The 14,674-nt window shown below is 69.3% G+C and carries 14 protein-coding genes; 5 read left to right on the forward strand and 9 right to left on the reverse strand.

The features are described from left to right. Positions 1-11: 11 nt before the first annotated feature. The 4 genes from H4Q84_RS08765 to H4Q84_RS08780 all read right to left on the reverse strand — a co-directional run bounded on the left by H4Q84_RS08765 (position 12) and on the right by H4Q84_RS08780 (position 5,375). Positions 12-290 (reverse strand): hypothetical protein, encoded by a 279-nt coding sequence (locus H4Q84_RS08765; protein WP_248583006.1) that lies wholly within the window; start codon positions 288-290, stop codon positions 12-14. Between the two features lie 102 nt (positions 291-392). Beyond that, on the reverse strand, positions 393-1,613 hold the full coding sequence (locus tag H4Q84_RS08770; RefSeq protein WP_248583007.1) for a DUF1501 domain-containing protein: 1,221 nt from the start codon (positions 1,611-1,613) through the stop codon (positions 393-395). A gap of 5 nt (positions 1,614-1,618) precedes the next feature. Then, entirely contained in the window at positions 1,619-3,184 is a 1,566-nt protein-coding gene (locus H4Q84_RS08775; RefSeq protein WP_248583008.1) for a DUF1800 domain-containing protein, read from the reverse strand. Between the two features lie 112 nt (positions 3,185-3,296). After that, positions 3,297-5,375: a phospholipase C, phosphocholine-specific gene (locus H4Q84_RS08780; protein WP_248583009.1), complete on the reverse strand. Its 2,079-nt coding sequence runs from the start codon at positions 5,373-5,375 to the stop codon at positions 3,297-3,299. A 127-nt stretch (positions 5,376-5,502) separates the two neighbouring features. Between H4Q84_RS08780 and H4Q84_RS08785 the strand changes: the two genes are divergently transcribed. The 3 genes from H4Q84_RS08785 to H4Q84_RS08795 are packed head-to-tail and all read left to right on the forward strand — an operon-like array spanning position 5,503 to position 9,029. Beyond that, on the forward strand, positions 5,503-6,228 hold the full coding sequence (locus H4Q84_RS08785; protein WP_248583010.1) for a succinate dehydrogenase cytochrome b subunit: 726 nt from the start codon (positions 5,503-5,505) through the stop codon (positions 6,226-6,228). Between the two features lie 21 nt (positions 6,229-6,249). Then, entirely contained in the window at positions 6,250-8,271 is a 2,022-nt protein-coding gene (locus H4Q84_RS08790; protein ID WP_248583632.1) for a fumarate reductase/succinate dehydrogenase flavoprotein subunit, read from the forward strand. 14 nt (positions 8,272-8,285) lie between these two features. Next, positions 8,286-9,029: a succinate dehydrogenase/fumarate reductase iron-sulfur subunit gene (locus H4Q84_RS08795; RefSeq protein WP_248583633.1), complete on the forward strand. Its 744-nt coding sequence runs from the start codon at positions 8,286-8,288 to the stop codon at positions 9,027-9,029. 69 nt (positions 9,030-9,098) lie between these two features. On the opposite strand, the gene H4Q84_RS08800 is transcribed toward H4Q84_RS08795, so the two are convergent. From H4Q84_RS08800 to trpS, 4 genes are read right to left on the reverse strand one after another with little or no spacing between them, the layout of a single operon-like run. Next, positions 9,099-9,326 carry a hypothetical protein gene (locus H4Q84_RS08800; RefSeq protein ID WP_248583011.1) on the reverse strand — a complete coding sequence of 76 codons (228 nt, stop codon included), beginning with the start codon at positions 9,324-9,326 and terminating at the stop codon, positions 9,099-9,101. Further along, the gene (locus H4Q84_RS08805; protein ID WP_248583012.1) at positions 9,323-10,414 is read right to left on the reverse strand and encodes a YihY/virulence factor BrkB family protein; all 1,092 of its coding nucleotides are present in this window, start codon (positions 10,412-10,414) and stop codon (positions 9,323-9,325) included. Before H4Q84_RS08805 ends, H4Q84_RS08800 begins: the two co-directional genes overlap by 4 nt. 7 nt (positions 10,415-10,421) lie before the next feature. Next, positions 10,422-10,961: a 2'-5' RNA ligase family protein gene (locus tag H4Q84_RS08810; protein WP_248583013.1), complete on the reverse strand. Its 540-nt coding sequence runs from the start codon at positions 10,959-10,961 to the stop codon at positions 10,422-10,424. Between the two features lie 9 nt (positions 10,962-10,970). Beyond that, positions 10,971-12,029, reverse strand: a complete 1,059-nt coding sequence (gene trpS / locus H4Q84_RS08815) for a tryptophan--tRNA ligase (protein ID WP_248583014.1) — start codon at positions 12,027-12,029, stop codon at positions 10,971-10,973. Between trpS and H4Q84_RS08820 the strand changes: the two genes are divergently transcribed. Both H4Q84_RS08820 and H4Q84_RS08825 read left to right on the forward strand, forming a co-directional pair. Beyond that, positions 12,028-12,306, forward strand: a complete 279-nt coding sequence (locus tag H4Q84_RS08820; protein WP_248583015.1) for a hypothetical protein — start codon at positions 12,028-12,030, stop codon at positions 12,304-12,306. The two genes, trpS and H4Q84_RS08820, sit on opposite strands and share 2 nt — an antisense overlap. A 160-nt stretch (positions 12,307-12,466) precedes the next feature. After that, positions 12,467-13,741, forward strand: a complete 1,275-nt coding sequence (locus H4Q84_RS08825; protein ID WP_248583016.1) for an HNH endonuclease signature motif containing protein — start codon at positions 12,467-12,469, stop codon at positions 13,739-13,741. A gap of 150 nt (positions 13,742-13,891) precedes the next feature. On the opposite strand, the gene H4Q84_RS23140 is transcribed toward H4Q84_RS08825, so the two are convergent. Beyond that, positions 13,892-14,611, reverse strand: coding sequence for a class I SAM-dependent methyltransferase (locus H4Q84_RS23140; RefSeq protein WP_282580348.1), 720 nt, complete (start codon positions 14,609-14,611; stop codon positions 13,892-13,894). Positions 14,612-14,674 lie beyond the last annotated feature (63 nt).

The following is a 14,674-nucleotide window of genomic DNA, read 5'->3' on the forward strand; positions in this document are numbered from 1 at the left end:
CACGGGATGGGCTACATGAAGCCGACGCGACTGCGCTTGAGTCCCGGGAACACCGTCGCGGAGGAGGCTCCGAACCGGGCCTCGACGACGTCGGCCAGGACGTTGCGGTAGTCGGTGGTCACCGCGAGGTCGGCGTCGTAGGTGTTGGCCAGCCCCGGCCAGCGGCCGTGGTAGCCACCCTTGACGCCGGCTCCGACGGCGAACACCACGAACGTCGCCAGCGGCGCGAGCCACCAGCGGTCCTCTCGGAGTGTCCTCTCCGGGATCTGTGCCCTGGTGGGTCCGGTCACGCCGGTGTCCGTCGATGCCACAAGTTCCTCCGCTGGTCAGACAACGCCCCCGACTATGGCTGGTGTCACACCTGAGCGGAAGGGGGCGCGCCACGGGATGGGCTACATGAAGCCGACGCGACTGCGCTTGAGTCCCGGGAACACCGTCGCGGAGGAGGCTCCGAACCGGGCCTCGACGACGTCGGCCAGGACGTTGCGGTAGTCGGTGGTCACCGCGAGGTCGGCGTCGTAGGTGTTGGCCAGCCCCGGCCAGCGGCCGTGGTAGCCACCCTTGACGCCGGCTCCGACGGCGAACATCACGTTGCCGTGCCCGTGGTCGGTGCCGTTGCCGTCGTTCTCGACGACCCGGCGGCCGAACTCGCTGATCGTGAGCAGCGTGACCTTCGGCGCCTGCGGGCCGAGGTCGGCCATGAAGGCAGCGATGGAGCTCGAGAGGTCCTTGGCCTTGTCGGCCATCCAGCCGCCGTCGGCCGATCCCATGCCGGTGTGCATGTCCCAGTCACCCTGGTCGACGGTGATCACCTCGACGCCGACGTCGCCCCGGATGATGCGGGCGGCGGTCGAGAGCGCCCGGCCCAGGTCGCTGCCCGGGTAGGTCTTGGAGTTGTCGAGGGCCACCTGTGCCGGGTCGAAGGCGTCGATGGCGGTGAAGACGGAGCGGATGCTGGTGCCGAGCCCGCCCTTCTCGTTTGCCCACAAGGTCTCGAGGGACAGCTTGCGCCGGCCCTCCTTGTCGGCACCCGGCACCTCCACGCTCTTCACGCTGCTGCCCGACATGTACTTGCCTGGCCCGTAGAGGGCGGTGGGCACGGTGCCGACACCGAAGCCCTGGAGCGGGTGCGTGCCCGCGGTCGTGCCCACCAGCCGGTTGAGCCAGCCGATGCGCTGGCTCGACCCGGGGTCAGCGTCCTCGACCTCTTCCATGGCCGCGAAGTGCGAACGGTTGGCGACCGGCAGCCCGGTGGCGTGCACCGCGGCCACCTGACCGGCGTCCCACAGAGGCAGGAGGGCAGTCATGTTGGGGTGCAGCCCGAACATGGCGTCCTTGGCGAGCAGCCGGTCAGCAGGTACGGCGATGCGCGGGCGGGCCGTGTAGTAGACCGGGTCGGCGTGCGGCACCACGAGGGACAGCCCGTCGGCGGCACCACGCAGCGACACGACGACCAGCACGGAGGCCGCGCTCGCGGCCGACGCCGGGGACGCCGTGATGACGGCGCTGCCGACGGCGGTGGTGGCGCCGGCCAGGGCGAGGGCGCCGGCGAAGAGCCCGCGGCGCGAGATCGCGGCGTACTCGTCGCAACAGGGAACGGTCGTGTCAGTCATGGCGGTCACCTGGTGAAGTGGTCGGGCGAGTCGAGGAAGGTCGCGAGGAAACGCGGGAACATCCAGTCGGCGAGCGGGTGGTCGACGTCGATGGGCTCGTCGGCCTCGTAGCCGGTGGCCCGCTTGCAGGCCAACATCAATGTGCCGGTCGCGGGTCGGTGCAGGATCCGCTCGGACATGAAGTCGACGTACTCGTCGAAGCGCAGCTGCGGCTTCGGCAACCACGACACGGGCTCGCGGAAGACGATGTCGTCACCTCCCGACCAGCCGCCGGCCATGCCGTAGTGCGTCGACATCGAGCCGAGCAGGCGCGACGGCGACGACCATCCGTCGTTGTCGATCGGCGCTCCGTCCGGTGGTGACCAGGTGTGCGGCGGCGGGCCGATCTGGCTGGTCTGCCACAGCAGCGCGGCGACGCCGGAGTCGTCGTACGCGTCGCCCGTCGGCGGCTTGTTGATCGTCGGTGCGAGCACGCGCAGGGTGGCGACGACGTCCTCGCCGGCGTCGCGCACCTTCTTGCCTTCTGCCTTCTTGAAGGCCTTGGAGGCCACCAGGGCCCGCAGGACAGGTGCGATCGCGGTGTCGTTCTCGAGGTAGACGCGGGCCAGCTGCCTGACGAGCGAGGCCGGAGGGTCGTCGCTGACGAACTTGATCGCGAGCTTGGTCGCCAGGTGCCGGGCGGTGTCGGGGTGGTGGGCCAGGTGCTTGAGGTAGTCGCGGGTCACCGACTTGCCGTCGGCCTTGTTGTTCTTGTCCTTGAAGCCCTTGACCTTGACCCGGCCCCGGTAGTGGGTGTCGTAGAGGTAGAGCGCCTTCCACGCCTCACGGTCGACCGTCCAGCCGGTCAGGATGCGCGCGGAGTCGACCACGTCGCGCTCGGTGTAGTTGCCCACGCCCACGGTGTGCAGCTCGAGCAGCTCGCGCCCGAGGTTCTCGTTGGGGTGCTCCTTCGTCGCCCTGTCGGCCGCGAAGTACATCAGGTTGGCCGGGTGGGTGGTGGCGTCGAGCAGCATCTCGTCGAAGCGGCCCAGCGCGTGCTTGCGGATGACGCGGCCATAGTCGGCGCGGTAGGTGAAGTGCGGGTCGCCGACGGCGGGCACGTGCAGGTGGTTCTCCCAGAACGACGTCATCACCTCGAGCACCTGGCGCTCGGAGTGGACGTTGCGCAGCAGCACCGCACGCACGTAGTCGTTCATCACCTGGTAGCCGGCCTCGACATCGGTGATCTGCCGCTGCCAGAGCGTGCCCGGGCCCAACCGCAGGCTCGGCCACCAGGCAGCGACCGCTTCGGCCTTGCCGTCGCGGATCTTCGAGGGCTTCAGCTGGCGTTCGAACCAGGCCTCGGCACCGCCCCGACGTCGTACGTCGCGGGCCAGCTCGGGCGTCAGGCCGAAGGAGAAGCGGGTGACCAGGTGACGGTCCTGCTTCGAGAGCAGCTTCTGTTTGCTGCGACGCCTACGCGGCTTGAGCGCGTCGGCGGCCGGGGAGAGGAAGGGCGAGAGGACGGCGGCGGTGCCGAGGCCGGCGCCGACGAGCGCGCGCCGACCGAGGGGGGAGGTCGCTGAAGACATGGGGGGTGCTTCCGGAGCAGGGGGAGGGTCGCGACACGCTAGCGCGGCAGAGGTGCTCCGGGTAGAGGGCCGGACGGATGAATGTCGCGCTCCGAGCGAGCTGGACCGCGGGTCAGGCGCGACCGGTCAGCCGGCGCCGGAAGGTCTCGTCGTCGGGCGAGGTGACCTCGACGTCGTACCACCCGTGATCTGCCGGCCAGTTCACCCGTTGGCGGGCTCCCGGGGGCAGCACGATGCGACGGTGCGAGGCCGGTGCGTCGGACTCCAGCACCACGGCCACCGGGGTGCTGCCGGTGTTGACCATCGACAGCCGCACCTGACCATGCCCCGGCGCGGTCTCGGGGCGGACGTCCACACCGCGGGCCCGGCCCGCGGACGACCCGGCCGCTTCGTACCAGAATCGGTCCGGACCCTGCACGACGACGTCCCACCGCCCCTCGCGTGCGGGCACGACGACGCCCTGGCGACGGTTGCGCCGCACGGTCACGAACTCGGGGCGCGAGAGGCCACCGACGAACGGGTAGACGGTGAACGCCGCCTCGCGGTCTCCCTCGTTCGCCACCTCGACGCGCAGGCTTTCACCGAGCACCGCGGCCGAGGCGGCAGGCATGTAGCCCGTCTCGCGAGCCGCACGGCGGCCACGCTCCTGTTCTGGGAGCTGCTGGTCGGCAGGCGGAGCCGGGCGCCACCGCTGGATGGCCGACGGCACAGCCTCCGGCGTGCTGAGGTACGGCGCACGCCGGCCGCGCTGGAAGTCGAACGCCCCGGTCAGGTCGGAGCACACGGACCGGCGCCATGCTGAGATGTTGGGCTCCTGCACGCCGGTGACCGCCTCGAGGAAGCGCAGCGTGGACGTGTGGTCGGCGACCGCGGAGTCGACGTACCCGCCCACGGTCCACGGGGAGACGATGGTCATCGGCACCCGCGGGCCGAGCCCGATCGGCCGGCCGTTGTACCAGTCGTCGCCCTGGCCGGACGGCGGGCGGGGAGCCACTGGCGGCGGCACATGGTCGAAGAAGCCGTCGTTCTCGTCGAAGTTGATGAGTACGGCACTGCGAGACCATGTCTCGACATGGGAGGCGACCACGTCGAGCAGGTCGTAGATCAGGCCCGCGCTGCCGACGGGGGTCGAGGCGCCCGGGTGCTCCGAGAGCGCGGCGGTCGGCACCAGCCACGACACCCGCGGGAGGGTGCCGGCCTCGATGTCGGCGGCAATCCTCTCGACGAGCGTGCCCGGACGACTCCGGTACATGGCCTTGTCGAACAGCGACCGCTCCGCCGGCGAGAGCGCGGCCCGGCCCTCCTCGAGCTGCGCGAGCAGACGGTCCTGCTCGGCCGCGGGCTTGGCGTGCAGTGAGTCGTAGAACTCCTCCGTGGTGCGGTCGCCTCCGTCTACGAAGGCGAGCATCTTCCGGCCGATCGCCTTGAACGGCAGGAAGTACTCCACGGCGTTGTCGGTGAAGTTGTCCCACTCCTGGTAGATCTGCCAGCTCACCCCCGCGGCCTCGAGTCGCTCCGGGTACGTCGTCCAGTCGTAGCCCGCATGAGCGTAGGAGTACGCCGCGTTGGTCACCGCGCGAGCGGTCGACCCCGGCTCGTTGCCGGTCTTGCCACTCCAGAAGTAGTTGCGGTTGGGGTTGGTCGAGCCGAACACCGAGCAGTGGTAGGCATCCAGGGTCGTGAACGTCTCGGCGAGCTCGTACTGCAACGGGATGTCTGCTCGGTCGTAGAAGGTCATCGTTGCCGGCGTCTTGGCCGGGACCCAGCCGTCGTACCAGCCCTCCGCCCACGCATTGGTGGCATCGGTGAAGCCGTGCGGGAGATCACCGAGGTATTGGATGTCGCTGTCTGGCCTGCCGGCGCTGGCGGCCGCCTGGCGCAGAGAGAACGGCAGTACGTCGCCGTGCGGACCCCCGGCCTGGTGCAGCACGCTCTCACCGGCCCGGCGGCGGAGCGGGTGCCGGTCGCCGTACCCGCGGACGCCCCGCAGTGAGCCGTAGTAGTGGTCGAACGAACGGTTCTCCTGCATCAGCAAGATCACGTGCTCGACGGCTTCGGGGCCACCGGGCCGCATCGGTGCTGCCATCGCGCGGTGCAGTGACGCGGGCAGCAGGGTGGCGCCGGCGGCGACGCCGGAGGTCTGGAGAACGCGCCGGCGGGTGACCGCGGGCCGAGATGTCTGGTCAGTCACGCCGTCAGCGAACCGGGCCCGGCCGAATCACGGGTCAACGGAGCACGACACCCGCGTGAACGGACCAGAGATATGTCACAGCGGCGGCGGAGGCGCGAGGCCCCGGCCAACGGTAACGTGACACCTCGTGGCAACGACTTCCTCAACCAAGGCCCCGGCCGGGAGCCTGGCAACGAACGCCCGGTCGACGCGCTCGACCATCGCCCTCAAGCTCTTGATGGCGATCAGTGGATTCGTCTTCATCGGCTACGTGCTCCTACACATGTACGGCAACCTCAAGGCCTTCTCTGGCCATGACGCCTTCAACGAGTACGCCCACCACCTGCGCACCTTCGGCGAGCCGATGCTCCCGCACGAGGGCCTGCTCTGGATCGTGCGCGTCGTGCTCGTGCTGTCGCTGGTCGCCCATGTGTACGCCGCGGTGGCGCTGTGGCGCCGCGCGCAGCTGGCCCGCCCGATCAAGTACGTCAAGAAGAAGCACACCGGCGCGATCCCGGCCAGCCGGCTGATGCGCTGGGGCGGCGTGACGATCCTGCTCTTCTTGGTGTGGCACCTGCTGAACTTCACCGTCGGCAAGGTCAACGTCGACGGCGGCCCCACCAACGACCCCTACAACCTCGTCGTCGACTCGTTCGCGACCTGGTGGCTCACGCTCATCTACCTGGTCGCGATGGCGATGCTCGGCGCGCACATCCACCACGGTTTCTGGAGCGCCTGCCAGACCCTGGGCCTCACCGGCACCCAGCGCTCGCGCACCCTCGCCAAGCGGGTTGCGTTCACCCTCGCGGTCCTCATCGCCGGAGGGTTCTCGCTGGTCCCGATCTTCGTCCTCGCCGGCGTCATCGAGAAGTAAGGCAAAGCACCCATGACCGACATGCCGGACACCACCCTCACCTCCCACCCCTCGCAGGACGCCCCCCTCGGTGGCGAGACCGACGACGCCGAGGGCTACTACACGCCCGGCGCCGCGATCGCCGACACCAAGGCCCCCGGCGGCCCGATCGACGAACGCTGGAGCACCCGCAAGTTCGAGGCGCGGCTGGTCAACCCGGCCAACCGCCGCAAGCTCTCGGTGATCATCGTCGGCACCGGACTGGCCGGCGGCTCGGCCGCTGCCACACTCGGCGAGGCCGGCTACGTCGTGAAGTCCTTCTGCTACCAGGACTCCCCGCGTCGCGCGCACTCCATCGCCGCGCAGGGCGGCATCAACGCCGCCAAGAACTACAAGGAGGACGGCGACTCCGTCCACCGCCTCTTCTACGACACTGTCAAGGGCGGTGACTACCGCTCCCGCGAGTCCAACGTCTACCGGCTGGCCGAGGTCTCGACCAACATCATCGACCAGTGCGTCGCGCAGGGCGTCCCCTTCGCCCGCGAGTACGGCGGCCTCCTCGACAACCGTTCCTTCGGTGGCGTTCAGGTCTCCCGCACGTTCTACGCCCGCGGCCAGACCGGCCAGCAGCTTCTGCTCGGCGCCTACCAGGCACTCGAGCGCCAGGTGCACGCCGGCACCGTCGAGACCTTCACCCGCCACGAGATGCTCGAGCTGATCGTGGTGGACGGCAAGGCCCGCGGCATCATCGCGCGCGACATGGTGACCGGTGCGATCGAGACGCACCTCGCCGACGTCGTCGTACTCGCGAGTGGTGGCTACGGCAACGTCTTCTACCTCTCCACCAACGCGATGGGCTGCAACGTCACCGCGACCTGGCGCGCGCACCGCAAGGGCGCCTACATGGCCAACCCCTGCTACACGCAGATCCACCCGACCTGCATCCCTGTCTCGGGCTCGCACCAGTCGAAGCTGACGCTGATGAGCGAGTCGCTGCGCAACGACGGCCGCATCTGGGTGCCGAAGAAGCAGGCCGACTGCACGAAGGACCCGCGCGAGATCGCCGAGGCCGACCGCGACTACTACCTGGAGCGGATCTACCCCTCCTTCGGCAACCTGGTGCCCCGCGACATCGCGTCCCGGGCCGCCAAGACAGTCTGCGACGAGGGTCGTGGCGTCGGGCCCGAGGTCGACGGCGTACGCCGTGGTGTCTACCTCGACTTCGCCGACTCGATCGCGCGTCTCGGCCGCGACGGCATCGAGGAGAAGTACGACAACCTCTTCGACATGTACGCCCGCATCACCGGCGAGAACCCCTACGAGACGCCGATGCGGATCTACCCCGCGGTGCACTACGTGATGGGTGGCCTGTGGGTCGACTACGACCTGCAGTCGTCGATCAAGGGGCTGTTCGTGACCGGTGAGGCCAACTTCTCCGACCACGGCGCCAACAGGCTCGGCGCCTCGGCGCTGATGCAGGGCCTGGCCGACGGTTACTTCGTGCTCCCGCACACGATCCGCGACTACCTCGCCGACGGCCCGTTCGAGACCGTCGACGAGCAGCACCCCGCCGTGGTCGAGGCCCGCACGCTCGTCGAGAGCCGGATCAACCACTTCATGACCGTTGGCGGCACGCGCAGCGTCGACTCCTACCACCGCGAGCTCGGCAACATCATGTGGGAGTACTGCGGCATGGAGCGCACCGCGGACGGCCTGCGCAAGGCGATCGACCTGATCCGCTCGCTCAAGGACGACTTCCACCGCAACGTGAAGGTGCTCGGGAGCGCCGACAGCCTCAACCAGAACCTCGAGAAGGCCGGTCGGGTGGCCGACTTCTTCGAGCTCGGCGAGCTGATGTGCATCGACGCCCTCAACCGCCGCGAGTCCTGCGGCGGTCACTTCCGGGCGGAGTCGGCGACCGAGGACGGCGAGGCGCTGCGCCACGACGACCAGTTCGCGTACGTCGCGGCGTGGGAGTTCGCGGGTGACGGTGAGGCGCCGGTGCTCCACAAGGAAGAGCTCGTCTACACGGCCATCGAGATGAAGCAGCGGAGCTACAAGTGAGCAACGGACAGAACATGCACATCACCCTGGAGATCTGGCGCCAGGCCGATGCATCGAGTGAGGGCGGGATGAAGACCTACCAGGTCGACGACGTCTCGCCCGACATGTCGTTCCTCGAGATGCTCGACGTGCTCAATGAGGAGCTCAACGCGGCCGGCGAGGAGCCGGTGGCGTTCGACTCCGACTGTCGCGAGGGCATCTGCGGCATGTGCGGCCTGATGATCAACGGCGAGCCGCACGGGCCGGAGGTCACCACTACCTGCCAGCTGCACATGCGATCGTTCAAGGACGGCGACACGATCACCATCGAGCCGTGGCGGGCCGGTGCGTTCCCGGTGATGAAGGACCTCTGCGTCGACCGCAGCGCCTTCGACCGGATGATCCAGCAGGGCGGCTACATCTCGGTCAACACCGGCTCGGCTCCCGAGGCCCACTCGGTGCCCGTGCCGCGTGACGACGCGGTGCGCGCCTTCAACGTCGCCACCTGCATCGGGTGCGGCGCCTGCGTCGCCGCGTGCCCCAACGGATCGGCGTCGCTGTTCATGGGTGCCAAGATCACCCACCTCGGCGAGCTGCCGCAGGGCCAGCCCGAGCGCGACAGCCGGGTCGTCAACATGGTGGCCCAGCACGACCACGAGGGCTTCGGTGGCTGCACCAACATCGGCGAGTGCACCGCGGCCTGCCCCAAGGAGATCCCGCTCGACGTGATCTCGCAGCTCAACAAGGACCTCCGCACCGCGATGCGGCACGGCCACTGAGCTGACGGGACCCCGCGCGGCGCCTCGAGGGCGTGCGGCACGGGGGCGAGCGAGGGCTCCCTCAACGCCTCAGCTGCGACGGGTGCCGCGCCAGGCCTTCCAGCCGAGGGAGCCCAGGAGGGCCGCGATGGCCACGTTCACGACGATGAGCACGGAGTGGGCGACCCAGTAGCCGGTGGCTCGCTGCTCTCCGGACTCGTAGGCTGAGTAGAGGTTCTTGGCGAAGTTGCCGAAGGTGACGACGTTCCACACGGCCACGGCCAGCAACAGCACAGCGTGCCTGCGTTCGAGCTTCACGGCTTCTTCCTCCTGAGTACGGCGGCCAGTGTCAGGGCGGCGGTGCCGCCGGCGACCAGGGCGATGCGCGCCCGGTTGTCGTGCACGATCGTCGAGCTGGTGCGCTTGTGGACGCGGCTCGGTGTACGGCGCGGCGCCGGTGGCGTGCCCCGGTCCTCGATGATTGCAGGACCCACGGACGGGCCTTCGGGCAGGGCCGGCGGGTTGCGGAGCGCCGCCTCGGCGCGCGCTGCCGCAGAGGTGTGCGCCCAGCTCGCGGCGTACATCACGACCCGGGAGAAGTAGTTGATCCAGACCAGCAGGATCAGTGCGATGCCGAAGACCTGCAGCGCCGGCTGGTCCTGGACCGTCCCGAGGAGCAGGCCGGAGAGGCGCTTGAGCACCTCGAAGCCGATCGCGCCAAGCAGCGCTCCGGACCAGAGCGACCGTCGCGGTGTGTGCGGGCGGGCCAGCAGCGTGAAGAGGGCGAAGAACAGCAGCATGTTGGCGCCGAGCCCGACGACCACCGTGATCAGCTGCAGCAGCGGGGCGAGCTCGGTGCCCAGGCCCGCCCAGTCGAGGATCTGCTCGGAGAAGCCGCTGACGAAGCCCGAGACCGCGACGCTGACGAGCAGCGTGAGGCCGATGATCGCAAGCGTCATCAGGTCGCGCAGCTTGCCCTTGATGAGATTGGGCTGCTCGCCCTGCCTGACCTCGAAGACCACGACGAGCGCGTCGCGCATGGCCGAGAGCCAGCCCAGGCCGGCGTAGAGCACACCGGCGAGTCCGACCAGGCCGACGGCGCCGGCGGCCTTCTGGATGTCGTCGAGGTTGAGCTGCGTGTCCTTGGTACCGATGATGCCCGGCAGCAGCTGGTCGATCGCGTCGACGAGGTTGCCCTGGGCGTCGGGGTAGACCTTGGCGATGTAGCCGACGACGAAGAAGGCCAGCGCCATGATCGGGAAGAACGACAGGAACGCGAAGTAGGTGACCGCGCCGGCCTGGAGGTTGCCCTTGACCCGGCCGTAGTGCGCGTTCATGCGCAGCAGGTGGTCGAGCATCGGCCGGCGCTCGCGCGCAGCCGCGAGACGTTCCTTCAGGGCAGCCACGTGGGCGTCACTCCCCTGCCGGTAACAGCGAGAACGCGCGGGTCGGCTGCCAGCCGGTCTCGTTGTCGTGGCAGTAGAGGTGGAACTCGGTCACGTCGAAGACGCACTCGAACGCCGCCAGCTCGTCGAACGCCCGGTCGAGTGCCTCGTCGTCGAGGTGGTGGGCGATCGTGACGTGCGGGTGGAACGGGAAGCTGAGGTCGACGGCCAGCGGCCCCCGTCGTACGTCGCCGGCGAGGCGCTCGCACTCGGAGATGCCGCGCGCGAGCGCGACGAACACCACCGGCGAGGTGGGGCGGAAGGTGCCGGTGCCGCGTAGGTGTACGGCGAACCCGGGGATGCCGGCCGCGACCTGCTCCAGGTGCTCCTCGCACGCCTCGAACTCGGCCTCGTCCACCTCGACCGGCGGGATGAGGGTGATGTGCGTCGGGATCTTGGTGGCCGTCTCGTCACCCAGGGAGGCGCGGTAGTCCTGCAGCTCGCTCGCCCAGGGTTCAGGGATGGCGACGGCGACACCGATCGTGGACACGGACACTGACTCGGGCACGCAGCGACCCTACCGACCCGGGAGGAAGCCGACTCGGTCGTAGACGTCACGCAACGTGGCCTCGGCCACCGCGCCCGCCCTCGCCGCCCCGTCGGCGAGCACCGCCTCGAGCTCGGACCGGTCGCCCATCAGCTCGAGGGTGCGGTCGCGGAAGGGGGTGACGAAGTCGACGACGATCTCGGCGAGGTCCTTCTTCAGGTCGCCGTAACCGCGGCCGGCGTACTGCTCCTCGAGGTCTGCGACGGGCGTGCCCGTGAGCGCCGACGAGATGGTGAGCAGGTTGCTGATGCCGGGCTTGGTCTCCGGGTCGAAGCGGATCTCGGACTCGGAGTCGGTGACGGCCGAGCGGATCTTCTTGGCGCTGACCTTGGGGTCGTCGAGCATCTCGATGATGCCGCCGGGCGAGGACGCCGACTTCGACATCTTGGCCGTCGGCTCCTGCAGGTCGGTGATCTTGGCGGTCGCCTTGAGGATGTAGGGCTCGGGCAGCCGGAACGTCTTCTTGTAGCGGTGGTTGAAGCGCTGCGCGACGTCGCGGGTGAGCTCGAGGTGCTGGCGCTGGTCCTCACCGACGGGCACGTAGTGCGGCCTGTAGAGCAGGATGTCGGCCGCCTGGAGGACGGGGTAGGTGAACAGCCCGACACTCGCCGCGCCCTCACCGGCCTTGGCCGACTTGTCCTTGAACTGCGTCATCCGGCGGGCCTCGCCGAAACCGGTGAGGCACTGCAACACCCAGCAGAGCTGGGCGTGCTCGGGCACCTGGCTCTGCACGAAGATCGCCGACCGCTGCGGGTCGATGCCCATCGCGAGCAGCTGGGCGGCCGCGCGCAGGCTGCGCTCGCGCAGCACCTTGGGGTCCTGCTCGACGGTGATCGCGTGCAGGTCGGCGATGAAGAAGAACGGCTCGTGCTCGGCCTGCAGGTCGACCCACTGGCGCAGCGCACCGAGGTAGTTGCCGAAGTGGAAGGAGTCGGCGGTCGGCTGAATCCCCGACAGCACGCGCGGCCGGGCGGTGCTGCCGCCCGGCTGCTGCGTCTCGGTGACGGGATCGGCTGCGATGCTCGGCATGGGCGGATTCTTCCATCCGTGCAACCTGGCGGCCGTGCCGGGAGTCGTCCTGATGAATGCACCGGCCACCAGGAGCTCAGCGAGCCTGACGCAGGCCCATCTCCGCCTCACCGCCCGGTCGCGGGTGGAGACAGCCACCCCGGAGTCGCTGGCAGCCGACTTCCGCGCGGAGCTCGCCGACGTTCTGGCCCACGTATTGCTCGTGGCCCGACACCACGATATGAACCTCGAGGCCGAGGTGGAGCGCAAGTGGCTCTGTTGGACTTCCTCCGAGTGATCCGACGTGTCGCTGGTTGAGGTGCGAGAAGCGCCAGCGATGAGCCTCGAAACCAAGATCCCTTGGCAGTCAAGAAGGAGTCCGAATAGTTGTCCACAGTGCGGTCGATCAGGCTGAATCCGGCCCGGAAATGTCGGTGGTCCCTGCTTGACTTCTATGTATGGCGACCACGAAGAGCGAGCTCCCCGACACCGCGTCCGCGGTGCTCGCGTTCGCTCGATCTCGGCGGGATGCGGTCGATCGGGCCGAGGCCGAGCTGCTGGTCGCGGCATGCGAGTGGGCCGACCTGCACCCGGCCTCCTCGATCGATGACGCCGCTGCGTTCCTAATCCCTGGCTCGGAGCATGAGGAGCCGGTTGCTGGTCCGGGTGCGCCGTTGGTGGCGGAATTCTGCATCGCGGAGTTCGGTGCCGTCCTGGGCATCTCGACGGTGTCGGCGAAGCACCTGATCGGTCAGGCGCTCGAGCTGCGGCACCGGCTGCCGCGGTTGTGGCGCCGGGTGCAGTCCGGTGACCTGCCGGCCTGGCGGGCACGGCGGGTCGCGGAGACCACCATCCGCGCAGGCTTGTCCCGCGAGGCCGCGTCGTACGTCGACCAACAGCTCGCCCCGTTCGCACACCGCACCTCAACCTCGGCGGTGGACCGGCTGGTCGAGGCCGCGATCGCCAGGTTCGACCCCGCCCGCGCCGCCGAGGCCGCCCGACAGGCAGCCGACGGGCGGCACGTCACGATCGATGAGGAGCAGGTCTCCTTCGCGGGCACCATGCGGGTCACCGCGGAGCTCGATCTCGCCGATGCCCTCGACTTCAGCGCCGCGGTCACCCAGGGCGCGGAGGTGTTGAAGAGCCTCGGGTCCGAGGAGTCCTTGGAGGCCCGGCGGGCGTCCGCAGTGGGTGAGATGGCGCGGTCCCAGCTCGCCTTGCCGTCGGTTGAGGAAGGCGCGCAGCGCCTGTCTCGAAACCAAGGCCACGCTGCGGCCCGGCAGGTCGTCCTGAACGTCCACCTGAGCGAGGACGACCCGATCGCCCGGCTGGAGCGCGGCAACCTCGCCACCCTCGACCAGATCCAGCAGTGGTGCACCGCGTCCGGCACCGAGGTGGTCGTGAAGCCGCTCCTCGACCTGAACGAGCACCTCGTCTGCGACGGCTACCAGCCCTCGCCCCGGCTCCGCGAGCAGGTGATCCTCCGCGACCGCACCTGTGTCTTCCCGTGGTGCACCAGGTCAGCCAGGGCCTGCGATCTCGACCACATCGTCCCGTGGGAGTCGGGCGGAGCCACGTCGACGGCCAACCTCGCCGCGCTCTGTCGACGACATCACCGCCTCAAGACCCACGGCCAGTGGCGCTACGAACGCACCGGCCCCGCGACGTACACCTGGACCAGCCCACACGGCCACACCTACGACACCGACCCGCACGGCACGAGTCCGGGTTGAGGACCACGCCCCACACCTCGCCGAACACGGACTCGGCGGGGCCACTGGCGCGGAGTTCGGCTCAGGAGTCGAGCCCGGCCTCACCGTTTGTCGCGGCGAGGACCTCGTCGACCAACTAGTACGCCACCTTGCCCAGCTGGCTTCCAGCTCTCAGCCCCGAGCTGCGGGCGTCCAGCGCGTACAACTGGCTCGGTGCCGGATCGGCATGGTGCTCTGTCCGGCCGCATCGCAGACCTGCTGCAACTCGGAGCGGGCGGCAGCGAGGTACTCCTCGCGCTCGGAGGAGCTCATCGCGATCGCCATCGACGTGGTCGCCAGATTGGCTGCCCGGTGCTCGGGAGAGAGGTGCCACACCCAGTCGAACTGTGCGAACTCGAGCTCTTCCTCGGCAGCGAGAGGGAGGCGCTGCTTGACTCCCTCGGGCCCGCCCTTGGTAGAGCGGTCATACATGTCGGGTGCCCCGGCAAGCTCGAACTCCCACGGCTCGACCGGTTCGGCGACGACGTTCCAGACCAGACCCAGCCACCCGCCGGGCTTGAGGACGCGTCGCACTTCTTCCATGGTCGCCCGGGGTTCGAACCAATGCCAGGCGTCAGCGGAGAGGACAGCATCCAACGTTCCGTCCTCGGTCGGAATCGCTGTCGAGTCGCTCCCGTGGCACCGGGCAGCAGGGTTGGTCCGAGCCAGCACGGCGCGCATCCGCGGATCCGGTTCAACCGCCTCGACGGCTAGGCCGCGCGCTAGCAGGGGCGACGTCAGCCTCCCCGTTCCTGCGCCTATGTCCGCCACCCGGGCAGGAGGGGGCGGCGCCAGCCAGGTAACTGCGTCAACTGGATAGCTGGGGCGCCACCGGTCGTACTCCTCAGCCATCTGCCCGAAGCTCAACGCTCTGGATATCTCAGTCACCTGGCGCAGGCTACCGAGCCGATGCCC

The organism is Nocardioides sp. InS609-2, from assembly GCF_023208195.1.
Classification (GTDB): Bacteria; Actinomycetota; Actinomycetes; order Propionibacteriales; family Nocardioidaceae; genus Nocardioides.

Excerpts from the sequence above, each read along its gene's own strand:
- H4Q84_RS08790 (WP_248583632.1), top strand. The coding sequence starts at position 6,250 with ATGCCGGACACCACCCTCACCTCCCACCCCTCGCAGGACGCCCCCCTC.
- H4Q84_RS08795 (WP_248583633.1), top strand. The coding sequence starts at position 8,286 with ATGCACATCACCCTGGAGATCTGGCGCCAGGCCGATGCATCGAGTGAG.
- H4Q84_RS08820 (WP_248583015.1), top strand. The coding sequence starts at position 12,028 with ATGGGCGGATTCTTCCATCCGTGCAACCTGGCGGCCGTGCCGGGAGTC.
- H4Q84_RS08770 (WP_248583007.1), bottom strand. The coding sequence starts at position 1,613 with ATGACTGACACGACCGTTCCCTGTTGCGACGAGTACGCCGCGATCTCG.
- H4Q84_RS23140 (WP_282580348.1), bottom strand. The coding sequence starts at position 14,611 with ATGGCTGAGGAGTACGACCGGTGGCGCCCCAGCTATCCAGTTGACGCA.
- trpS (WP_248583014.1), bottom strand. The coding sequence starts at position 12,029 with ATGCCGAGCATCGCAGCCGATCCCGTCACCGAGACGCAGCAGCCGGGC.
- H4Q84_RS08775 (WP_248583008.1), bottom strand. The coding sequence starts at position 3,184 with ATGTCTTCAGCGACCTCCCCCCTCGGTCGGCGCGCGCTCGTCGGCGCC.
- H4Q84_RS08825 (WP_248583016.1), top strand. The coding sequence starts at position 12,467 with ATGGCGACCACGAAGAGCGAGCTCCCCGACACCGCGTCCGCGGTGCTC.